Annotated in this window: 22 protein-coding genes; 3 read left to right on the top strand and 19 right to left on the bottom strand. The window is 38.3% G+C overall.

Annotated features, from left to right (window positions below; translation table 11 throughout):
• Positions 1-8: 8 nt before the first annotated feature.
• The 7 genes from IGL13_RS09140 to IGL13_RS09170 all read right to left on the bottom strand — a co-directional run bounded on the left by IGL13_RS09140 (position 9) and on the right by IGL13_RS09170 (position 5,514).
• On the bottom strand, positions 9-410 hold the full coding sequence (locus IGL13_RS09140; protein WP_002382764.1) for a diacylglycerol kinase family protein: 402 nt from the start codon (positions 408-410) through the stop codon (positions 9-11).
• Positions 394-873: an rRNA maturation RNase YbeY gene (gene ybeY / locus IGL13_RS09145; RefSeq protein WP_002356745.1), complete on the bottom strand. Its 480-nt coding sequence runs from the start codon at positions 871-873 to the stop codon at positions 394-396. Before ybeY ends, IGL13_RS09140 begins: the two co-directional genes overlap by 17 nt.
• Positions 873-3,071, bottom strand: a complete 2,199-nt coding sequence (locus tag IGL13_RS09150) for an HD family phosphohydrolase (protein WP_002356744.1) — start codon at positions 3,069-3,071, stop codon at positions 873-875. The genes ybeY and IGL13_RS09150 overlap by 1 nt, the downstream gene beginning before the upstream one ends.
• Before the next feature lie 28 nt (positions 3,072-3,099).
• Positions 3,100-4,014 (bottom strand): PhoH family protein, encoded by a 915-nt coding sequence (locus IGL13_RS09155; protein ID WP_369810298.1) that lies wholly within the window; start codon positions 4,012-4,014, stop codon positions 3,100-3,102.
• A 242-nt stretch (positions 4,015-4,256) separates the two neighbouring features.
• Entirely contained in the window at positions 4,257-4,706 is a 450-nt protein-coding gene (locus tag IGL13_RS09160) for a GatB/YqeY domain-containing protein (RefSeq protein ID WP_002356741.1), read from the bottom strand.
• Between the two features lie 25 nt (positions 4,707-4,731).
• A complete protein-coding gene (rpsU, locus tag IGL13_RS09165) occupies positions 4,732-4,908 on the bottom strand; it encodes a 30S ribosomal protein S21 (protein WP_002356740.1) in 177 nt (58 codons plus the stop codon).
• 165 nt (positions 4,909-5,073) lie between these two features.
• Positions 5,074-5,514: a Fur family transcriptional regulator gene (locus tag IGL13_RS09170; RefSeq protein ID WP_002394710.1), complete on the bottom strand. Its 441-nt coding sequence runs from the start codon at positions 5,512-5,514 to the stop codon at positions 5,074-5,076.
• Positions 5,515-5,612: 98 nt separating this feature from the next.
• Here IGL13_RS09170 and IGL13_RS09175 point away from each other — a divergent pair, with 98 nt between their 5' ends.
• Positions 5,613-6,470 (top strand): pyruvate, water dikinase regulatory protein, encoded by an 858-nt coding sequence (locus tag IGL13_RS09175; RefSeq protein ID WP_002382760.1) that lies wholly within the window; start codon positions 5,613-5,615, stop codon positions 6,468-6,470.
• A gap of 41 nt (positions 6,471-6,511) precedes the next feature.
• Here the strand turns inward: IGL13_RS09175 and thrB are convergent, their stop codons facing one another.
• The 12 genes from thrB to guaD form a co-directional block, all read right to left on the bottom strand.
• Positions 6,512-7,375 (bottom strand): homoserine kinase, encoded by an 864-nt coding sequence (gene thrB / locus IGL13_RS09180; protein WP_002359743.1) that lies wholly within the window; start codon positions 7,373-7,375, stop codon positions 6,512-6,514.
• A complete protein-coding gene (gene thrC, locus IGL13_RS09185) occupies positions 7,372-8,427 on the bottom strand; it encodes a threonine synthase (protein ID WP_002356733.1) in 1,056 nt (351 codons plus the stop codon). The genes thrB and thrC overlap by 4 nt, the downstream gene beginning before the upstream one ends.
• 2 nt (positions 8,428-8,429) lie before the next feature.
• Positions 8,430-9,722 (bottom strand): homoserine dehydrogenase, encoded by a 1,293-nt coding sequence (locus IGL13_RS09190; protein ID WP_002359742.1) that lies wholly within the window; start codon positions 9,720-9,722, stop codon positions 8,430-8,432.
• A 51-nt stretch (positions 9,723-9,773) separates the two neighbouring features.
• Positions 9,774-10,082 carry an ArsR/SmtB family transcription factor gene (locus IGL13_RS09195; RefSeq protein WP_002356730.1) on the bottom strand — a complete coding sequence of 103 codons (309 nt, stop codon included), beginning with the start codon at positions 10,080-10,082 and terminating at the stop codon, positions 9,774-9,776.
• Between the two features lie 116 nt (positions 10,083-10,198).
• Complete coding sequence (gene proC, locus IGL13_RS09200; protein WP_002362189.1) at positions 10,199-10,981, bottom strand: pyrroline-5-carboxylate reductase; 783 nt, start codon at positions 10,979-10,981, stop codon at positions 10,199-10,201.
• A 106-nt stretch (positions 10,982-11,087) separates the two neighbouring features.
• Positions 11,088-12,812 carry a phospho-sugar mutase gene (locus IGL13_RS09205; protein WP_002364440.1) on the bottom strand — a complete coding sequence of 575 codons (1,725 nt, stop codon included), beginning with the start codon at positions 12,810-12,812 and terminating at the stop codon, positions 11,088-11,090.
• Between the two features lie 120 nt (positions 12,813-12,932).
• Positions 12,933-14,384 carry a PLP-dependent aminotransferase family protein gene (locus tag IGL13_RS09210; protein WP_002356726.1) on the bottom strand — a complete coding sequence of 484 codons (1,452 nt, stop codon included), beginning with the start codon at positions 14,382-14,384 and terminating at the stop codon, positions 12,933-12,935.
• Between the two features lie 134 nt (positions 14,385-14,518).
• Positions 14,519-15,547, bottom strand: coding sequence for a permease prefix domain 1-containing protein (locus IGL13_RS09215; protein WP_002356724.1), 1,029 nt, complete (start codon positions 15,545-15,547; stop codon positions 14,519-14,521).
• Positions 15,544-15,876, bottom strand: a complete 333-nt coding sequence (locus tag IGL13_RS09220) for a PadR family transcriptional regulator (protein WP_002356722.1) — start codon at positions 15,874-15,876, stop codon at positions 15,544-15,546. Before IGL13_RS09220 ends, IGL13_RS09215 begins: the two co-directional genes overlap by 4 nt.
• A gap of 161 nt (positions 15,877-16,037) precedes the next feature.
• Positions 16,038-17,015: a GMP reductase gene (gene guaC, locus IGL13_RS09225; protein ID WP_002378546.1), complete on the bottom strand. Its 978-nt coding sequence runs from the start codon at positions 17,013-17,015 to the stop codon at positions 16,038-16,040.
• Between the two features lie 141 nt (positions 17,016-17,156).
• Positions 17,157-18,488, bottom strand: a complete 1,332-nt coding sequence (locus IGL13_RS09230; RefSeq protein ID WP_002359736.1) for a nucleobase:cation symporter-2 family protein — start codon at positions 18,486-18,488, stop codon at positions 17,157-17,159.
• 3 nt (positions 18,489-18,491) lie between these two features.
• Entirely contained in the window at positions 18,492-19,877 is a 1,386-nt protein-coding gene (guaD, locus tag IGL13_RS09235) for a guanine deaminase (protein ID WP_002378547.1), read from the bottom strand.
• A 219-nt stretch (positions 19,878-20,096) separates the two neighbouring features.
• Here guaD and IGL13_RS09240 point away from each other — a divergent pair, with 219 nt between their 5' ends.
• Both IGL13_RS09240 and IGL13_RS09245 read left to right on the top strand, forming a co-directional pair.
• Positions 20,097-20,723, top strand: a complete 627-nt coding sequence (locus tag IGL13_RS09240; RefSeq protein ID WP_002356716.1) for an MBL fold metallo-hydrolase — start codon at positions 20,097-20,099, stop codon at positions 20,721-20,723.
• A 40-nt stretch (positions 20,724-20,763) separates the two neighbouring features.
• Positions 20,764-21,468, top strand: coding sequence for a histidine phosphatase family protein (locus IGL13_RS09245; RefSeq protein WP_002364444.1), 705 nt, complete (start codon positions 20,764-20,766; stop codon positions 21,466-21,468).
• Positions 21,469-21,493 lie beyond the last annotated feature (25 nt).

Below are 21,493 nucleotides of genomic sequence, written 5' to 3' on the forward strand. Positions count from 1 at the left end.
TTCTCCTCTTATTTCCACATTTGAATGATTTGTAAAATTTTTGGTACAAATAGAATTAGTCCTACTAGCACTGCGAAACCGGCTGTTAATAAAACAGCTCCTGCGGCCATGTCTTTAACCTTTTTCCCGATTGGATGAAAGTGAAAATCCGTAAACATATCTACGACATTTTCAAAAATTGTGTTGATAATTTCTGCCAACCAGACAAGAAAAACGGCCAATAACAACCACAGCCATTCAGCAAGTGTTAAGGAAAACAAGAAACCAAACACAATGGCCGTGACACCAAACGCCACATGTTTGCGCATATTACGTTCTTCTCGAAAAACTGTTTTGATTCCTTGCCAGGCAAATTCTAATGAATTAATAAAATGTTTATTCTTTCCTGTTTGCTCATCTTTTAAGGCCATACGCATCTAAAATCTCTTTCTGTAAACCAAACATTTCTTTTTCATCTTCAGGTTCCATATGATCGTACCCATTCAAATGTAAAAAGCCATGTACTGCCAAAAAGCCCATTTCTCGCTCCAATGTGTGCCCATATTCAACTGCTTGTTCTGCTGCTCGCTCTGTTGAAATAATTAAATCACCTAGATTACGTGGTAGCTCTGCCAACTCTTCATCATCAAAAATAATTGGCAATTCGTCTTCCCCTTCATCCTCTAAAGCAAAACTGATGACATCTGTAGGCATATCTTTGCCCCGATAGTCACGATTAATCACTTGGATACCTGCGTTATCTGTAAAAGTCACCGACATCTCCGTATCTTCGGCAATTTCTAGAAAACCCGCTGCAAATTGCAGCAAGTTTTCGATTTCTTTGATTTCTTCTGTTGGTACTTTCTCGGTTTCATCAATGAAAGTAATATCCATTAGTCATCTCTCTTTTCTTGTTCATCTTTCATTTCTTCTGCTTCAGCTTTCATTTTTGGATACTTAATCCGTGAATGGAAGGTACTGCATAATCCATTAATTAATGATTTTTCAATGATGCGAATCTCTTTCATCGTTAACCCACATTCATCTAATTGGCCATCTGAAATTCTGTCTTGAATCACATTATGCACAAAGGCTTGAATTTTTTCGTTGGTGGGATGATCCATCGCCCGCACAGCAGCCTCACAAGTATCAGCAATACTCACAATCCCTGCTTCTCGTGTTTGTGGACGTGGTCCAGGATAACGGAAGTCGGATTCTTTAATTTCAGGATTGCGTTCTTTTGCTTTCACATAGAAAAATTTCATCAATGTTGTGCCATGATGTTGACGACAAATGTCAATCACCATTTGCGGCATATTGTACTCTTCTAAAATTTTGGCGCCATCAATTACGTGGCCAAAAATAATTTGTTTACTATCTTCTGGTAATAAAAAGTTATGTGGATTTTCTGCACCAGCAGGTAAGTTTTCCACAAAGAAATTGGCGTGTTTAATTTTACCAATGTCATGGTAATAACAAGCAACTCGTGTTAATAGCGACCGCCCGCCAATCTCAGCAACAGCGTTAGCGCTCAAACTAGCCACCATCATGCTATGATGATAGGTACCTGGCGCTTCTTCTAACAGTTGTTTTAACAACGGATGGTTCGGATTACTTAATTCATTCAAGACAATCATACTATCATCGGTCACTAATAATTCGATATATGGATGCAAGCCCATTGTTGCTAAAAATGAAAGTACCGTTCCTGCACTTGCACAAATTAAAGCTGTCCACGTTTTGCCATCTGTTAAACTCATTCCTTGATAAATCATTAAGACAACCGCCATGAAAACAGGAAAGACCACTACCCACATTAAAGCTGGGAAAACTTGCTCACTCATCCGTTTCCGTTTAACAACTGTTGCTAGAAATCCTGAGAATAAGTACATAATCAGAATAACCGTCAACGAGTTTGTGCCAATAGAATTATAAAAGATAAATAACGCAAAAACGACTTGGAAAATGGCAGCGATTATCCCTGAACGACGATTTACAAAATGATTTAGAATTAGCGGCGCAAAGGCTGCCGGATAGAACAAGGGAATATACATCAACTGCTCTGTTTGGAAAATCTGGAAGAATTTCATTAAAATAACACTGATTAGCATAGCACCCGTGTAAAAGATAATAAACGAGCGTTGTCGCGAAGGCTCAGTCACTTGTTTTGTAAAGAAAATTAACACTTCAACTTGAAGTAAAATAGCTAATGCTAATGCCACCATCGGAAAAATAGAGGTATTTTGACTAGTCATTCCTAGTAGCTCAAGTTTTTCGACCGCTTTTGCATCAATTTGAGTACCTTCACGAACAATAATTTCGCCTTGATAAATCATTGCGGGTTGAACAGCATTCATCGCTTTTTGGCGTAGCTCTTCTGTTCGTTTTTCATTGGCAATATCGTTTACCACAATCCCTTGGTTAACAATGTAACGAATGACTTGTTGCATGGTACTCGTAATATCTAAGTATTGAATTTTACCGTTAGCTTCTTGGCGAATTTTATCCAAATCAGATTCTCGAACGTGATTTTGCATCGCATCATCCACCAACATCAAACTTTCTGAACGAACCTTATCCAATTGCTCAGAGGTTAATGTAAAGATTGTTTGATAAAAAACATTAGGAAAACTTTGATAAAACGTAACTTCATCTTGCGGTAAAGATTCAAATAATGATTTTAAGCTAGCTACTCGTTCTTCCACGGTCGGCGCAGGAATCGTTTCTTCCTTTTTGGCCTTCGCTTGCTTGTTGCTGTACTCTTTGTCTACTTTTTCATTCGCAGAATCAATCAATTTAAATAATTTATCAATACGATTATGTTGGACAGATGCCGTATCTTCTTGATAAATATATTCGGGTGTGACAGCTTCTGCTGCCAATTTTTTTCTTTGTTCTGTTTCGTAGGTATTCTCGATATTTTTATTTGCACGAATGGTTTTCTCGGCCAGTTGACCTTCTTTAATTTCTACTCTTTTCTGATGGACACTGCCAAACATAATCATAAATAAAAGAAGAGAAAAAACGGCTAATAAAATAGGTAAATAGGCTTTACCTAAACGATCCCCTAACTTTGTAAGTACTTTTTTCAAAAGGTACTTTCACTCCTTCCCTAACTGCTTAGGAATGCTTTTGTTGTTCTTTTTCATAGGCTTGAATAATTTGTGCCACAACCGGATGACGCACAACGTCACTGGCTTCAAAATTTACAAAGGCAATTTTTTCAATGTCTTTTAACGTACGCTCGGCGTTAACTAAACCACTTGTTACACCACGTGGCAAGTCAATCTGACTAGTATCTCCATTAACAATCATTTTTGAACTAAACCCTAAACGAGTTAAAAACATTTTCATTTGGGCAACCGTGGTATTTTGTGCTTCATCTAGAATGACAAAAGCATCATCCAATGTACGACCACGCATATAAGCAAGCGGGGCAATTTCAATAACGCCGCGTTCCATTAAACGATTTGTATGATCCATACCAAAAATTTGATACAAGGCATCGTAAACTGGACGTAAATAAGGATCGACTTTTTCTTTTAAGTCACCTGGTAAAAAGCCCAAGCTTTCGCCAGCTTCCACCGCTGGACGAGTTAAAATAATTTTTTGTACTTCGCCTTTTTTTAAAGCTGCTACTGCCATCACCACGGCTAAAAAGGTTTTTCCTGTCCCCGCAGGTCCCACCCCGAAAATGACGTCATGAGTTTTAACTGCATCGATATATTTTTTTTGACCAACATTCTTAATTCGGATGGCCCGACCATGATGGTCCTTCATAATTTCTTCTTCATACATGGCAATAAACGCCTCTAAATTTCCAGCTTTGGCCATTTTTAAAGCAGAAACGACATCTGGCGTATGCACTTTGATGCCTCGTTGAATTAATGTTTGTAGCGCTCTTAACACGGAAGCGACTAACTCTACCTCTGATGATTCGCCAATTAACTGAATAACTTCGCCACGACTATTAATCGTTACGTGGGTATTCTCTTCTAAAAATTTGATATGTTTATCATGTGTTCCTAAAAGCATGTGTGCATCATCAGAATCAGTAAGTATTAATTCCAAAGATTTTGACTGATTATCTGTCAAAAAACGTCCATCTCCTTTATTATATAGTCCTTTACAATGATACCACATTCTTATCTGTTTAAAAAGAAGTCGTACCTGATTTGACTTTGAAAGTCAAAAAAGAGAAAACCGTAAAAAGCTACCGGTTTTCTCTTTGCATAAAAAAACTAGGACAGTATCCTGTCCTAGTTTCGATAACGCTCTTAGTTTTCTTGTAATAATTCTTTCACAATTGCGTTAACTTGGTTGCCATCGGCTTTGCCTTTGACTTTCGGCATCATAGCGCCCATCACTTTACCAAAATCTTTTGGTGAAGTGGCGCCAGTTTGCGTCATTACCTCTTGAACTAGTTGACGAATTTCTTCCTCCGTTAGTTGTTGAGGCATATATTTTTCAACAATTGCTATTTCAACTTTTACTTTTTCAACAAGATCGTCGCGTCCCGCCTTTTCAAACTCTGATAAAGAATCTTTTCTCTGTTTCATCTCACGAGACAATACAGTGAGTTCTTCTTCTCCGTTCAATTCACGGCCCGCTTTAATCTGATCATTTTGAATGGCAGTCTTTAACATACGAAGTACGGCTAAAGTTTCTTTGTCTTTAGCTTTCATCGCTGTTTTAATGTCGTCATTCAATGTGGTTAGCAATGACATACCACCAACTCCAATTCATTCAAAACTAGAATTTTTTACGTTTTCTAGCTGCTTCAGATTTTTTCTTACGCTTTACACTTGGTTTTTCGTAGAATTCACGTTTACGTGATTCTTGTAAAGTACCCGCTTTTGAAACGGAACGTTTGAAGCGACGAAGAGCATCATCAAGAGATTCGTTTTTACGAACGACTGTTTTTGACATGTTATTCCCTCCCTCCGAGCTTAAAAAGTAACCGTTTTTCTTATTTGTGGGAAAAACCCACAAATTAAAATACTGTCCTTGTTATATTATAGCTAAAGCATAAATAACCGTCAACCACTCTACTGATAAAATACGAAATTTTTGTTTGATTTTTCGTCTTATTCGCTATTTTTCGCAACAATCGGCACAACGACCAAGGATTTCAAAGCGATGTCCTTCAATTGAACAACCTTTTAACTGTTCTTCAAAAAAATTCATCGGACACATGTGAATTTCTTCCGTTTTGCCACAAACCGTACAAATAAAGTGATGATGATGTTCCACCTCTTGGCAACAACGGAAGCGAAACTTTTGCTCGCCATTTAATTCTGTTTTTTCCAGTAATTCTAAGCGCTCAAAGTCATGCAAGTTACGATAAACCGTATCATAACTGACTCCTTTAAAGGTTTCATTCATAAATTCATACACTTCACGTGCAGAAACATACCGATTTCGCTTAATCAAATAGCTCATCAGTAATTCTCGTTTTTTAGTATATTTTAATCCACTGGCTTTCATGGTTTCTAAGGCTTGTTCAATATTGGTTTTTACTGGTGCCATCACCATTTCCTCCCTCACCAACCTAAATCAGAATCATTACGAAATAGATTCTGGACTTATGGTATAATAAAATTATTAAAAATGCAAGAAAGGACTTACCCTCTATGACTATTTCTGAAGAAAAAAAATGTGTGACGATTTTTGTCATCTCAGATTCTGCTGGCGAGACCGCTTCAAAATTGGCGGCTGCTTCAATGGCCCAGTACCCCACTGTTGATTTTACTTTGATTAGACGAACATTCGTTAAAGACGAAGATAAACTGGTGCAAGCGTTAGAAGATGCCAAAAAAGCAGAGGCCATGGTACTGCATACTATCATTAATGATCATCTCGTGGCGATTGCTAATCAATTTTTCAATGAGCATCAATTGTTCCATTTTGACATTTTGACACCACCTGTTGCGGAAATCGAACGATTAACAGGTGTCGCACCTATGCGGGAACCAGGTGCCTTACATCATCTGAATGAAAATTATTTTAAACGAATTGAAGCAATGGAATTTGCTGTCAAATATGACGATGGCAAGGACCCACGAGGCTTTTTAGAAGCGGATGTGTTACTTCTTGGTGTTTCCCGAACTTCTAAAACACCGCTAAGTCTCTTTTTAGCCAACAAGAACTTAAAAGTTGCTAATTTGCCACTAATTCCTGAAGCACATTTACCGAAACAATTATTCGAAATGGACCCTAAAAAAATTGTTGGCTTAACCAACGATCCCAATGTTTTAAACGGGATTCGTAAAGAACGAATGCGCGCATATGGATTGCCTGAAAATACTTCTTATTCAGATATTGAAAAAATTCGGCGAGAACTGGCTTTTGCTAATGATCTTTATCAAAAATTAGGTTGTATCGTTATTGATGTCGCTTCTCTTTCAATTGAAGAAACTGCCTCAATGATTCTTAATGCTTTGAACTTAGAAGATCATAGTTATTATTCCACGGAAACATCCGAGGATTAAAAAAAACGAGAAAAAATCACTAGTGATTTTTTCTCGTTTTTTTAAAAGACTTGAACGCCTTCTTGATCAATATTGAAAATTTGGATGCTCGCTTTGGTAGATAATTTCTCCAAACTTTGAACAATTTCGTTGGTTCGTTCTTCTGGCGACAAGATTAGCACAGTTGGACCAGCACCGCTTAAGAAAGAGCCATAAGCACCTTTTTGCTGAGTTAAACGACGAATTTCTTTTAAGTGAGGAACCAATGAACGACGATACGTTTCATGCCATTTATCTTGTTCCATCATTTTGCCTGCTAAAGGTAAATCTCCGTTTAAAATTGCGGCAATCATAACATTGGCAATTGAGCTGGCCGCGACCGCTTCTTTATAAGTCAATTTTTCGGGCAAAACAGCGCGACTTTTTTCGGTAAATAATGGTTCCTCTGGAATAAATGCAATGACATCACACATTGGAAAGTGATGTTTGACATGGTAGACTTGGTTTTCTACATGGCTAGCCACCACGAAATCTCCTAAAATAGCTGGGGCCACATTATCCGGATGTCCTTCCATCTCTGTGGCCAAACGGACTTTTTCTTTAGGGGACAAATTTAAATGTGCTAGTCGGTTAGCTAATTCAATGCCTGCTACAATCACACTTGAGCTACTGCCTAGTCCTCTTGCAAGGGGAATGTCAGAAACCATCCGAATAACTTTTGGTGTTAATTCTGGTGCAATTTTCAATGCCGTTTGAATTAATAAATTCTCTTCATTAGTAGGAATCTCTTCTCCCAGAGTATGTTGAATTTCCCAAAATTCACTTTCACCTAAAACGTTGATTGTTAAATAAGCGGATAATGCAATGCCACATGAATCAAAGCCAGGTCCTAAGTTGGCACTAGTGGCAGGTACTCTTATTTTCATAGTGTTGCGACTCCTTTTCGTAAGTGCAGACGCATTTCTTCCACGTCACTCATTTTTGAAATAGCTACTTCTGTCTCCATTGCTGTATCAGGATCTTTCAGTCCGTTACCAGTAAAGACTGCCACGACGGTTTCACCTGCTTTGATTTTACCGCTTTTAACATGTTGAATAACTCCAGCTAATGAAGCAGCCGAACCAGGTTCAATGAAAACCCCATCTTGAGCAGCAATTTTTCGGTAAGCCGTTAAAATTTCTTGATCTGTCACGGCATCAATGAAACCACCGGATTCATCCCGTGCCTGTTCTGCTAATTGCCAACTAGCAGGATTCCCAATCCGGATCGCTGTTGCCACGGTTTCAGGTTGCTCAATCACTTGGCCTTTCACGATCGCTGCGGCACCTTCTGCTTCAAAACCATGCATTCTTGGTAAAGTTGTTCCTTGTTTTTCATGCCATTCTTTAAAGCCTTTCCAGTAAGCGGAAATATTGCCGGCATTTCCAACTGGAATCGCTAAGACATCGGGCGCTTGACCTAATTGTTCACAAACTTCAAAAGCTGCTGTTTTTTGCCCTTCTAAGCGATAAGGATTCACTGAATTAACTAGCGCAACTGCCTCAGTTTTCGCAATCTCTCGCACCGCTTTTAATGCTTCATCAAAGTTACCTGGAATCGAAATAATGTCTGCCCCATACATAATAGCTTGCGCCAATTTTCCCAGTGCGATTTTCCCTTCTGGAATCACTACATACGCTTTAATGCCTGCTCTTGTGGCATACGCAGCAGCGGCGGCACTAGTATTTCCTGTAGAAGCACAAACAATCGCTTTGGCACCTTCTTCTACCGCTTTTGCTACAGCCATCACCATCCCGCGATCTTTGAATGAGCCAGTGGGATTTAAGCCTTCGTATTTTCCATATAATTGAATACCTAATTCTTTGGATAAATTAGGTAAAGGAATCAGTGGCGTATTTCCTTCGGCTAAAGAAATCATTGGTGTTTTTTCTGTTACGGGCAAATACGCTTGATACTGTTTTAACAAACCTTCATACATGTTTACTCATCTCCTATAACCTTCATTACATTCAATAACTGAAAGGCTTCCGTATTTTGAATAGCTATCACAACTTGTTGCATTTGTGCTTTTGATATCTGGTGTGTAATGGCAACAATTCTTGCTCGCTGTCCATCTGATTTCTGTTGAACTAATTGATCAAAGCTGACTTCTGCTTTAGTCATTAATTGCGTCAACTGCAAAAATTGTCCTGGTGTATCTGGAACATCTAATGAAAAATAGTACTGCCCAAATACATTTTCGGAACTCGTCAATTGGGTTTTATGTTGATACGAATTGAACATATGGCCAGTCGTTGCCAAGCGAATGTTTTTAGCAATCGTAATTAAATCACTGACCACACTGGTTGCTGTCGGTTTAGCGCCAGCTCCTGGACCGTAATACATTGATTCCCCCACGCCTGCACTTTTTATAAATACTGCATTGTACTCATTCCGAACAGATGCAATAGGATGCTTTTGATTGACTAGCATAGGCGCCACTTCCACCGAGATACTATTCTCATTTTGTTCAGCAGAGCCAATCAATTTGATTTCATACCCCAGTTGTTTAGCCATGGCGACATCATCTAAAGACAATCCGCGAATTCCACGAATATCAACTTGTGGTAATGAAACATTCATCCCAAAAGCAAATTGACTTAAAATAACCATTTTATAGGCTGCGTCAATTCCATCGACATCATTTGTCGGATCCGCTTCAGCAAAGCCCAACGCTTGCGCTTCTGCTAAAGCTTCTTCATAACTTTTATCAGCAGAAACCATTTGCGTAAGCATATAATTCGTCGTACCGTTCACAATCCCTAAAACTTGTTGAATATTGTCTGCCGCTAAGCTATTAGCAATTGTTCTTAAAATTGGAATCCCGCCAGCAACACTTGCTTCATAATATAAATCACAATGATGTTTTTGGGCTAACGCTACTAATTCACTCCCATGTTGCGCCAGTAAATCTTTATTAGCAGTCACAATATGTTTACCCTTTTCTAAAGCTTTCATGATATACGTTTTGGCTGGTTCAATGGTTCCCATTAATTCCACAACGATTTGAATCTCTTTATCTTCTAAAATATCATCAATTGAAGTTGTTAAAGAAAGACCGTATTCTTCCGCTTGCGCTTGTTTCGTTTCAAGATTTCGGACAAATGCTTTTTCAATGACTACATTCATTCCTGTCACTTGTGAAATTTTCTCTTGATGTTCTTTCAAGAGAGTTAAAACGCCAGTGCCTACAGTCCCTAATCCTAGTAACCCGATCTTTAAGGTATCCTTCATTTTTACCTCCATCAACAGCGCTATTCTAGTTACGCTATTTTTTCCTACTTTTTATCGATGTTCAATATGCTCAAAGGTCTGATTTAAAATATCTATTACATGATGATCATCCAATGTATAAAAAATCGTTTTTCCTTCGCGACGTGCCTTGACAACCCGGCTATCTCTTAATAATTTTAGTTGATGAGAAACGGCGGACTGTTCCATTCCCAATTGTTCACTAATCGCCGTTACGTTATGCTCGCCTTCTTTTAAAAGTAGCAAAATTCTTAAACGTGTTGGATCACTTAATACTTTATATAATTGACTTACTTGTTTGATTTCTTCCATTTGTTTCATTATAGTCGCCTCACTTTGCACTCATTATAACACAGAGTTTTTTAAAATAAGAACTGCGATTGTTCTTTCCTACGAAAAATATGGCACAAAGAAAGTTGGAAAAATGACAAACTTGTCGATTTTCCAACTTTCTTCATCTATTCGTGGTTGGCTTGCTGAACTGCATCCATCACGGCATAACGGAAGCCATTTTTTTCTAGAGCTACGACACCGCGAATCGTACTTCCTCCTGGAGAAGTCACTTCATCTTTCAATGCTCCTGGGTGTTTTTTCGTGTCTAAGGCTAAGGTCGCCGTTCCTTTTATCATTTGAGCGACAATTTCATAAGATAAGTCCCTTGGTAACCCTTCTAAGACTGCTGCATCTCCCAATGCTTCCATAAAGATATCAACAAAAGCTGGACTGCAACCAGCCACAGTACCAAAAGTTTCCAGTTGCGCTTCACGAATTTCTTTGACTAACCCTAAAGTAGCAAGAAGTTCCATTACCAGGTCCTTCGTTTGGCCTTCAATTGTTGGTGCCAAGGCTACGCCAATCACGCCTTGATTCACGCTAACTGGTGTATTAGGAATGGCATGAACAACTTTGGCTTCTTTATTGCCAAGAGCCATTTGTGCTTCTTGTATGGTATGACCTGTTGCAACAGAAATCAATAGACTTTCGTTGGAAAAATGAGGGGCTAATTCCTGAAGGACAGGTAACACGACCTTTGCTCCTGTCGCAATAAAAATAACCTTACATTCTTGGAAAAGTGCATAATCTGTGACAAGTTGAAAGCCCCACTCTTTTTGAAGTGCTTCTGCTGTTCCACTTGAGCCACCTTTCACATATAAATGTTCCTTCTTGACTGCCTCAGCTTTCAGTAACCCTTTAATCATGGCACCGCCCATACTGCCAGCACCGATAAAGCCAATTTTCATAGCATTCCCTCCTTAGTTAAATAAAGTGTTTGTGTCAAAAGTCAATTAGCTTTTGACACAAACACTAACATTCGTACTTTTTTCCGTACAGCCTGTTTCGTTTATTTTATTTTGTTAATTCATTAACGACTGCTTCAAACGCAGCAATTTTTTCAGAAGCTTCTGAACTACTTGTTGCTTTTGTTGCTAGATAGAATTTAATTTTTGGTTCTGTTCCTGATGGTCGGATAGCAATCCAACTGCCATCTTCTAAATGATATTTCAACACATCAGAAGGAGGCGTTTGTAATTGTTCTGTTTGACCATCTGCAAAAGTGCGTGTTAATTCTTTAAAATCTTCCGTTTGAGCAACTTGAATCCCGGCAAACTCAGTTGGCGCTTGTTCACGACATTTTGCCATTAAAGCTTTGATTTTACCGCTTCCTTCAATTCCGCTCATTGTTACGGAAATAGTTTTTTCTTCAAAGTAACCAAATTCTTCAAAGATATCTTGTAAGCCATCGTATAATGTTTTTCCTTGTTTTTTATAGAAAGCCGCTACTTCTGCTAATAAAACTAACGCTTGAATTGCATCTTTATCACGAACAAAAGGTTTCACTAAGTAACCATAACTTTCTTCAAAACCAAACATAAACGTTTGACTGTGGTCTTCTTCGTATTGTTGAATTTTTTCAGCAATAAATTTGAAACCTGTTAAAACATTAAACATCTTCGTATTATATTTCTCAGCAATCGCTGTAGCAAGTTCACTAGAAACGATTGATTTTAGAACCGAAGCATTTTGAGGCAACGTGCCTGCTTGTTGATGGGCTTCTAAAATATAATGAATCATAATTGAACCTAATTGATTTCCTGTTAATACTTGGTAGTCTCCGTTTGGCATCCGCACAGCAGCACCTAAACGATCAGCATCTGGATCTGTTGCAATCAATAAATCAGCGCCTTCTTTTTCCCCTAAACGAATCGCGTATTCAAAAGCTGAATGTTCTTCAGGGTTTGGTGACTTAACTGTAGTAAAGTCAGGATCAGCAACGGCTTGCTCAGGTACTAAAACAAATTTTTCAAAACCGGCTTGCTTTAATGCCTTTTCTCCTAACATTTTCCCAGTTCCATGTAAGGGAGTGTAAACTAATTTTAATTCTTTACCCATTTCGTTAATTAATTCTTGATTAATCGTAACTGTTTTAATTTCTTTCAAATACGCGTTATCGACTTCTTCACCAACAATGTTAATTAAACCGCTGTGGGCAACTTCTTCATCTGATAAGACATCAATTTTCAAAGGATTTTCGATACTACGAACATATTTAGTTAATGCATCTGCATCAGCTGGCGGCATTTGACCACCGTCTTCACCATAGACTTTGTAACCATTATAGGCAGCTGGATTGTGAGAAGCCGTAATCATGATTCCCGCAAAAGCTTTAAAGTAACGGACCGCAAAAGATAATTCTGGTGTTGGTCGTAAGCTTTCAAACACAAAAGAAGGAATATCATGTTTAGCTAATGTTTTAGCTGCTTCCATTGCAAATTCTGGAGACATATGACGTGAATCATAGGCAATAGCTACACCGCGACGTTTTGTTTCAGGATCTTGCGTATCCATAAAACGTGCAAGTCCTTCTGTTGCTTGACGAACCGTAAAGATATTCATCCGATTAATACCGGCGCCTAAAATCCCGCGCATCCCGGCAGTCCCAAATTCTAATGGTGCGTAAAATGCATCTTCACATTTTTCAGGGTCTGTATTTAAGTCCTTTAATTCATTTTTTAAATTTTCTGGAATATTTTCTTCATTTAACCATTGTTGGTAAACTTGTTCCCAAGACATGGAAAACACCTCATTTGTTTTTTTGTTTTTACTTTTTAAGTATAGCATTGGATATTCGTTTAGAAAAGGGAAGTTGTAGCGTTTTCTCTCAGCAAATGATTTTTATAAGAAAAATCTTACTTACTGTTCTATTTTTGTTTGTCTATTTTCAGAAAGCTGTCGTGTAATCCGTACCATTCGCTCACAAAAAAGAGGCATTTCTTCTGGTGAAATTCGGGAACAGTTCAAGCGAATACTTCCACGTTTTTCACTAAAAGCGACACTTGGTGCTACCAAAACACCTTCTCGTAAAAACACTTGCCAATCTTCTGGCTTAAGTGCCCCTTGACGCCAATGTGCCCATAAATAAAAGCCGCCCTTTACTGGCGAAACTTCCCATTCTGGCAACGATTTAAATACTTGATATACAGCTGTTGCTCGTTGTTCCACTTGTTTATTTAATAACGTAATTTTTTCAGAAAAAGAAGGATCTTCAATCGCCATTTTAGCGAGCATCTGCGGAAAAATACTCAACGAAACATCCATCATTTTTCTGGCTTCTGCAATTTGTTTCGTCACGGAGGCGGGCGCACTTAACCAACCAATTTTCGTGGTCGAACCTAAAATTTTTGACAACGAACCGATATACAAGACATTATCTGGATCTAATTTTTTTAAAGGAGGAATTTCTGTTTTCGGGATAAAACTTAGCTGCCCAAAAACATCATCTTCTAAAATAGGAACTTGATACGTTTGACAAACTTTCACGAGCTGTTCTCTTTTTCTTAAAGGCATCACTGTCCCAGTCGGATTTTGAAAGGAAGGATTAACCATAACCATTTTGATGCGATGTTGTCGGATTGTTTGTTCTAGCGCTTCAAGATCAATCCCTTCCTCTGTCATGGGCACACCAAATAAGCGCACACCAGCAGCTTGGAAAATTGGTAAGGCATAGAAGAAAGATGGATCTTCTACGGCAACACTATCTCCTTGTCTCAATAAAACTTGTAAAACTAAAAAAAGTGCTTGTTGCGCACCTGAAGTAAGCAATAAACTTTCACTTGGTAAATGAAGCTGATATTCCGTTGCTGTAATGGCTTGGATTTCTTTTCTTAACGGCAAATAACCTAATTCATCTTGTGCTTCCTCTTTTAAAAATTGTTTCCAATTTAATGCTGGAAAATCGAAACTGGGAATTAAGTCTAACGGCAACTCACCTGTATACATATCTAAGTCAGTCGGCAAATTTTGTTTAGCACGTAACTCAATCTCTGCCACCAAGGGATGAACTTGTTTGAACACATTTTGTTCTAAATAACGATGCCAATCCGTTCGTGGCGTCATCATTACCCCCCATTTTCCTTCGTTGACAATCGTTCCGCTCCCTCTTTTTCGCACAATCCAGCCTAAGTCCACCAGTTCGTCTAATGCATGAACAACGGTTGAACGATTGACAGACAAGTACTCTGCCAGTTTACGTTCTGAAGGGATTTTTTCGCCTGGTAATAATTCGCCTGTTTGAATCTTTTGAACAATCACTTCCATAATACTGCGATAAATGGGAACATTTTGTTCTTTTTTAAGTTGCCACATAGCAATCACCTCAACAATTGGATGAGTTAAAAGTAATCCAGTTCAATGCTTTTGTCAATCAAAAATACAAGAAAAGTGGGACAGCCGTTTTGACGAATGTCCCACTTTTCTGTTTTACTATTAACAGGTTTGTCTCAATGTTTGTGTAAAAATGCTTGGATGGTGTTATAAAAGATTCCTGCGAACATAAAGATTAACCAACTAAACCGCCAATCCCCTAAAACAAAACTAATAAATAGATAGAGTGCAACAACTAAGGGCCAATAAACGGATGCAATAATTGCACCGACAGGATTTCCCACAGGTCCTTCCTCTGTTTTTGTTTGTTGAGGGGCAAAATCAGGATGACCAACATGTTCTGAATAAAAATAAGTTTCATTTAGCAATTTATTAAAACTTCCTTTAATTACTCCACCAAATATAAACAAGAAGACGCCAACCGATACTAAAAAGAAGAGCCAACTAATCCCCATCGTTCCATTATAATATTGTCCGCCCATCATTTGATGCATGGAACGGCGCATCATCAGATGAAGGCCACTACTAAAGACAACAACTGGGATTAAACCCAAAATACAAAAAACGACGCCCGCTGCCATACAAAAAATAAATGATCGTTGAAAACTTTGTTCTCTTTGTGCAACTTCTTTTTTTAACTTAATCGGAATCAATCGTTGCCCCAGTTGTTTGTCCATTGCAACAAACCGATTACCAGCAACAATAAATAATGGAACGCCGATTGCCACACCTATGAAAAGACAAACTAAACCAAGACCGTTAGAAAGAACACCACGCATACCAACCAGCAAGCCAACACCCACCATGATTGCAACAACACCAAGACCAATTTGAATAGCACCTTTACGTTGGACAGCTAAATAGTCAAGTCCTTCCTCCACTGAAATTTCTGGCAAACCGTTCATTGAATCGTTTGTTTCATCCACTTGTTTATTTTCTAAATTCAATTCTTCCATTAATTCATCAATAGTACCAAATTCAGAAATAATTGTACCAATTGCTTCATTTTCCGATTTTCCTTGGCTGAGCAAGTCTTCATAACGATCCTCAGCATTTGCTAATAAGTCCGCCTTTAATTGTTTTGTTTCAGATGTTTCAACAACGCCTGAAAATAAGCTATCAATAAATTCTTCTATAATTTTCATTTTCCCATCTCCTTTACAAATGCTTCGACGACGTCTTTTGTTACTTCCCATTCTAGTAACTTTTCCTCTAAATAACGCTCTCCTGCATGGGTTATTTGATAATAGGTCCGCTTTTTGCCATGCGTTACTTCTCCTGGAAATGATTCAATGTAGCCATTTTTCTCTAAACGTGTAAAAGCAGAATAAAGTGTCGTTTCTTTAATCGAATATTGTTCTTTAGAAATTTCACGAATGCGTTTAGAAATCGCATAACCATATGAAGCGCCGGATTGTAAGATTGAGAGAATAAAGGTATCGTTGTATCCTCGAATTGCATCACTACCAATCACATAAATTCCTCCCTCAAGTACTTCAACTATTGTACTACGTCTGTCGTTGTAATTATCTTAACACGATTACTACGATAGGTAAAGTAAAAAAAGCACGTAATGCAGAAATCATTTTAATTTCTGCACTACGTGCTGTCTTCTTTTCAGTCTATAGTTGAATGTTAAATGGTATCACCATTAAAAATAGAATTTTTTACAATCACATAATCAACTTTACGAATCGCTTCTAAATCACGACCTCCCGCGTATGAAATGGAAGATTGTAAATCTTGTTGCATTTCGACTAAAGTATCTGCCAACTTCCCTTTATGGCGTAACCAGATTTTTTTGCCTTCAACGTTTTTCTTTTCGCCTTTTTGGAATTCAGAGGCGCTACCAAAGTATTCTTTGTAAACAACACCATCTTCCACTTTGGTTTCACCTGGTGATTCTTCATGTCCAGCAAATAATGAACCAATCATGACCATAGTTGCCCCAAAACGCACAGATTTTGCAATGTCTCCATGGGTCCGAATTCCACCATCTGCAATAATTGGTTTCCGAGCAGCTTTGGCACACCAACGTAAAGCCGCTAACTGCCAGCCACCTGTCCCAAAGCCAGTCTTAATTTTAGTAATACATACTTTTCCTGGTCCAATCCCCACTTTGGTGGCATCGGCTCCAGCGTTTTCTAATTCGCGAACGGCTTCTGGCGTTCCAACATTGCCCGCAATAACGAACGTTTCTGGTAAAAATTTTTTTAAGTGTTGAATCATATTAATCACCGCATTTGAATGACCATGGGCAATATCAATTGTCACGTAATCAGGAACTAAACCTTCTAGGGCTAACGTTTCAACAAAAGCGTATTCCCCTTCTTTCACACCCACACTAATTGACGTGATTAAGCCCTTTTGTTGCATTTTTTTAATAAATGGCACTCGCGCCTCTTCATCAAACCGATGCATGATATAAAAATAACCATTTTCAGCAAGGGTTTCCGCAATCGTTTCATCAATAATTGTTTGCATGTTCGCTGGAACGACAGGCATTTTAAACGAATGTTTTCCTAAAGTTACTGTAGTATCACATTCAGAACGACTATTCACGATACATTTATTGGGAATTAATTGGACATCTTCATAATCAAAAACTTTCATACTTACTGCCTCCTAGTTATTTACAAAAATAACGTAAAAACCGAACATCCGGTCATTTAACGTTCGTGTTTACAAACACCATTGTTAATTTACACTATTTACCGCCACTTGTCAAAGGCGTTTTAACGAAAATTAATCTTTTTACCCTTCTTGAACGTTTGGTAAAATGGCCTGCAATAAAATAGCAACAATTGAGGCAGTTGCCACGGGTGAACTAAATAAATATTGTAAAAATTGTGGTAGAGTTTCCAAAAACTCTTTTGGTAACAATGTCAACGCTAACGTCATAATAATCGGAACGGCAATTACATACATCTCTTTTTCATGAATTGTTACATCACTCATGACTTTCATTCCGCTTACAGAAATGATGCCGCAAACAACCACAAAAACACCGCCGATAACTGGTGCCGGAATGGCCGAAATCAAGGTGGAAAGTTTTCCAGATAAGCCAAATAAGACAAACCACGCACCTGCAGCCACAAAAACCTTGCGACTAGCAACTCCAGTGATTGAAATAATCCCAGCATTTGTAGAGTAACTAGTTACTGGCGTGCCGCCAATAAATGAAGAAACTAAGCAACCTAAGCCTTCACCAATTACGCCGCGATTAATTTTTTCTTCGGTCAAAGGTTCAGCGACAACATGACTCACAGCAAACCAAGTGCCTGTTGTTTCCGCCATTAAAACCAGATAAATAACTAACATCGTGGCAATAGCTGACCAATCAAATTGGAAAGAAAAGTTAACTAATGGTAACTGAGGCAAACTAAACCAAGCCGCTTCACTAACGGCTGATAAATCAAGTACCCCTAATAATTGTGCCGCGATGCTCCCAAATAATAATGCCAAAATGACAGAAGAAACGCGGAAAATCCGCCCTTTTTTCAAAGCAGAACCTAAGAGCGCAAAGAAGATCAACGTACCCGCTGCTATAAATGCTAATAAAATATTTTGTCCTAATTCCCCTTTTGCGTGGTAAATATTATCCGATAAAGCGACTGGCATTAACGAAAGCCCCACCACAAAAATAATTGTTCCTCCCACAATTGGTGGAACAAATTTAGTGATTAAACGATTAAAAATACCAGTAAATCCTAATATAATAACAACAATTGCCCCCACTAAACTAGCACCTAAAACTGCGCCCCAGCCATTTCCTTGTTGGTTGTTGGCAAAATAAATTCCTGCAATTGCCCCGATTGGAATAAATGAAGGGCCTTGCGCAACTGGTAATCTCATACAAAAATGAGATTGAATAATCGTGGCAAGTCCTGCTGCTATGAATGTTGCTTGGATTAAAGAAGACGTTTGTGCTGTGCTAATCCCAATAATTGAAGCAATGATCACAGGCACGACGTACACGTCCATTGCTAAGACATGCTGAATCCCTAACATAGTGGCCTGCCCAAAAGATACTGAATCTTCTGGCCCCACTGTTAAATGAAGATTATTTTGTTTCTTTTCACTCATTTTTTATACTCCTTTAGTTGCTGACATTAAATTTTTATCATGTACTTTTTCACCTTGTACCCAGACTTCTCGAATATTTTCTGGTCGTGCTAAATATAAGATTTTTTGGAAAATATCAAGCAATGATTCCCCTGGATTTTTAGGGATTCGTGCTTGTGACAAGCTTGTATTAATAATTTGAACATCCCAAGCATACCCTTTTTCTAATTTTCCAATTGGCAAACTTAGCGCTTGACCACCACCAACAGTAGCTAAATAAAACGCTTCATTTACTGTAATCCGTGCTGTTTTAACACCTCGTACTTCTGGTTTTTTTGTAGCATCGACGCCATCTTCTAACATTCTAGAAGAAATAACCGCTTGCTTTAAATTGTCAAAAAGACTTGGTGAAAAACCACCTGAAAGATCACTGCCTAAACCAACTTCTACTTGATGTTGATGTACTAATTTTGCAATCGGTGTTACTGCATTACCAAAATAAGCATTAGAGATTGGGCAGTGCGCCACAGCCGTCCCTGTTTCATGGAATAAATTCATATCTGCTTCTTCTAAAAAGCCTGCATGTGCCATCACTGCTTTTTCTGTCAATAAACCAAAATCATTCAATGCTTGAGCATCATTTTTTCCAAAACGTTCTTGAACAAATTGATGTTCCCAATCACTCTCACTACAATGACTTTGAACATGGACTTGATATTTCGCTGCTAATTCTCCTAATCCTTTAAGTGCTTCCTCTGTACAACTAGGAATGAAACGCGGAGTTACAACGGGATACACGCCTTGTTTTGTTTGCTGCGCTAATGTTTGAATTTCTTGAATAAACCGTTCCGTTTCTTCTAATGCTTGTTGCGTTGTTTGATCACGATAGTATTCTGGATTCTCATTAAGATCATCCATTACAACTTTACCAATTAAGCCACGCTGCCCTTTTTCCGCACAAATCTCTGCCAAACGACGGCTAGCTTCATAATGAATGGTTGCAAAATAAAGGGCTGTTGTTGTCCCATTAGCTAACAATTGGGTTACCAATTCATCATAGACTTGTTGGGCAAATGTTAAATCTGCAAATTTGGACTCCAAAGGAAACGTGTACGTATTCAGCCATTCATACAATGGAATATCCAAGGCGGTCCCTGATTGTGCCCATTGAGGTGCATGGACATGTAAATCAACAAAGCCGGGTAAAAGATAAGAATCTTGGGGCAATTCTTGAAAACGTTGCGCCTCTTTTTGTTCTGCTAGCACAGTTTCATACGCTTCAGCATCTGGTTCAATTATTTCCTGAATTACTCCGGCCTCATCTATACAAAAAAGTGTCTCTTCATAAACTTTAATCTCTTGCAAATTTTTACTAGAAAAACCTGTTCCTTTTATTACAAAATGAAACATTTAATACTCCTCCTTACTATCACATGAAGATTATACATAAACTTTCGCTTAATAACTATAAAAATGTGATTTTTTTTAAAAAAATACGTGTTAAAACAAGCAAAAACCGAACATTCTAAGAATGATTTATTTTTTCTTTGGATAAACAAGAAAACTTTCTATTCTTAAGATTCTTCGGTATACTTGAAGAGAATCGTTAGAACTTTAGGAGGTCCTGAGATGATACAGATCGAACAAATTAGAACAGGTGTTATTCAAGAAAACTGTTATCTTGTTTATAATGAAGAAGCGTTATTAATTATTGATCCAGGTGCAGAAGGAGCAAAACTAATTCAAGAAATTACCCGTTTAGGGAAGAAACCAGCCGCTATTTTATTAACACATACTCACTATGATCATATTGGTGCGGTAGAAGAATTGCGCCATCATTATCAAATCCCTGTTTATGTTAGTCCATTAGAACAAGCGTGGCTTTCCAATCCTATTTTGAATCTTTCAGGATTAGGCAGACATGATGATATAGCAAATATTATTGTTCAACCCGCCGAACATGAATTTAAACTAACCGATTATGAAATTGGCGGCATGAAATTTTCCGTAGTCCCAACACCTGGTCATTCAATTGGTAGCGTCAGCTTTGTCTTTGATGATTTTGTTGTTGTTGGGGATGCATTGTTTAAAGGTAGTATTGGTCGTACCGATTTACACACTGGTGATATGCAACAATTATTACACAGCATTACGACCTATCTATTCACTTTACCAGAAGAATTTCCTGTTTATCCAGGCCATGGTGATGCCACGACCATTCAACATGAAAAAGCCACAAACCCATTTTTTAATTAGAGATTTATTCACTATTTAAAGAAACTTAGGAGGAGTAGCAATGACTGAAGCAACGACACTTTATATTATTCGTCACGGAAAAACGATGTTTAATACGATTGGCCGTACCCAAGGCTGGTCAGATACCCCCTTAACCAAACAAGGAGAAGAAGGCATTTATCATTTAGGCTTAGGTCTTAGGGACATAGACTTTAAGGAAGCCTATAGTAGTGATAGTGGTCGTGCCATGCAAACCGCTCAGATTATTTTACAAGAACATCAAAACCACCAAAAGATTCCTTACCTAACCGATAAACGGATTCGTGAGTGGTGTTTTGGTTCTTTAGATGGTGGCTATGATGGTGAACTTTGGGGTGTGGTGCCACGCATTTTAGCTTTTAAAAGTTATGAGGACATGATGACCACAAAGATTACCTATCGTGAGCTAGCAAATGCTATTATTGAAGCCGATACGGCTGACTGGGCGGAGCCTTATGAAGTTATCCGTGATCGTGTTTGGTCTGGTTTCGAAGATATCGCTCATCATCGAGAAAAAAATGGTGGCGGCAAAGTCATGGTGGTTTCCCATGGACTAACAATTTCCTTTTTACTTTCCTTAATTGATGCAAGTTTGCCTATGCAGATGGCGCTGGAGAATGGTAGCGTGACGACCTTAACTTACGAAAAAGGAACATTTACCATTCAAGGAATTAATGATATTTCTTATATTGAAAAGGGAAAAAAGATCGCTGAAAAGCGCCGTTGATAGTAAAAAAAGAGAAGGTTATCTG

Source organism: Enterococcus sp. DIV1937 (assembly GCF_050535975.1).
In the GTDB taxonomy this organism is placed as follows: Bacteria; Bacillota; Bacilli; order Lactobacillales; family Enterococcaceae; genus Enterococcus; species Enterococcus faecalis.

What these genes read in the sequence shown, in the direction of transcription:
- IGL13_RS09140 (WP_002382764.1), bottom strand. Translation starts at nt 410, where the DNA reads ATGGCCTTAAAAGATGAGCAAACAGGAAAGAATAAACATTTTATTAAT.
- ybeY (WP_002356745.1), bottom strand. Translation starts at nt 873, where the DNA reads ATGGATATTACTTTCATTGATGAAACCGAGAAAGTACCAACAGAAGAA.
- IGL13_RS09155 (WP_369810298.1), bottom strand. Translation starts at nt 4,014, where the DNA reads ATGCTTTTAGGAACACATGATAAACATATCAAATTTTTAGAAGAGAAT.
- IGL13_RS09160 (WP_002356741.1), bottom strand. Translation starts at nt 4,706, where the DNA reads ATGTCATTGCTAACCACATTGAATGACGACATTAAAACAGCGATGAAA.
- rpsU (WP_002356740.1), bottom strand. Translation starts at nt 4,908, where the DNA reads ATGTCAAAAACAGTCGTTCGTAAAAACGAATCTCTTGATGATGCTCTT.
- IGL13_RS09170 (WP_002394710.1), bottom strand. Translation starts at nt 5,514, where the DNA reads ATGGTGATGGCACCAGTAAAAACCAATATTGAACAAGCCTTAGAAACC.
- IGL13_RS09175 (WP_002382760.1), top strand. Translation starts at nt 5,613, where the DNA reads ATGACTATTTCTGAAGAAAAAAAATGTGTGACGATTTTTGTCATCTCA.
- thrB (WP_002359743.1), bottom strand. Translation starts at nt 7,375, where the DNA reads ATGAAAATAAGAGTACCTGCCACTAGTGCCAACTTAGGACCTGGCTTT.
- thrC (WP_002356733.1), bottom strand. Translation starts at nt 8,427, where the DNA reads ATGTATGAAGGTTTGTTAAAACAGTATCAAGCGTATTTGCCCGTAACA.
- IGL13_RS09190 (WP_002359742.1), bottom strand. Translation starts at nt 9,722, where the DNA reads ATGAAGGATACCTTAAAGATCGGGTTACTAGGATTAGGGACTGTAGGC.
- proC (WP_002362189.1), bottom strand. Translation starts at nt 10,981, where the DNA reads ATGAAAATTGGCTTTATCGGTGCTGGCAGTATGGGCGGTGCCATGATT.
- IGL13_RS09205 (WP_002364440.1), bottom strand. Translation starts at nt 12,812, where the DNA reads ATGTCTTGGGAACAAGTTTACCAACAATGGTTAAATGAAGAAAATATT.
- IGL13_RS09210 (WP_002356726.1), bottom strand. Translation starts at nt 14,384, where the DNA reads ATGTGGCAACTTAAAAAAGAACAAAATGTTCCCATTTATCGCAGTATT.
- IGL13_RS09215 (WP_002356724.1), bottom strand. Translation starts at nt 15,547, where the DNA reads ATGAAAATTATAGAAGAATTTATTGATAGCTTATTTTCAGGCGTTGTT.
- guaC (WP_002378546.1), bottom strand. Translation starts at nt 17,015, where the DNA reads ATGAAAGTTTTTGATTATGAAGATGTCCAATTAATTCCCAATAAATGT.
- IGL13_RS09230 (WP_002359736.1), bottom strand. Translation starts at nt 18,488, where the DNA reads ATGAGTGAAAAGAAACAAAATAATCTTCATTTAACAGTGGGGCCAGAA.
- guaD (WP_002378547.1), bottom strand. Translation starts at nt 19,877, where the DNA reads ATGTTTCATTTTGTAATAAAAGGAACAGGTTTTTCTAGTAAAAATTTG.
- IGL13_RS09240 (WP_002356716.1), top strand. Translation starts at nt 20,097, where the DNA reads ATGATACAGATCGAACAAATTAGAACAGGTGTTATTCAAGAAAACTGT.
- IGL13_RS09245 (WP_002364444.1), top strand. Translation starts at nt 20,764, where the DNA reads ATGACTGAAGCAACGACACTTTATATTATTCGTCACGGAAAAACGATG.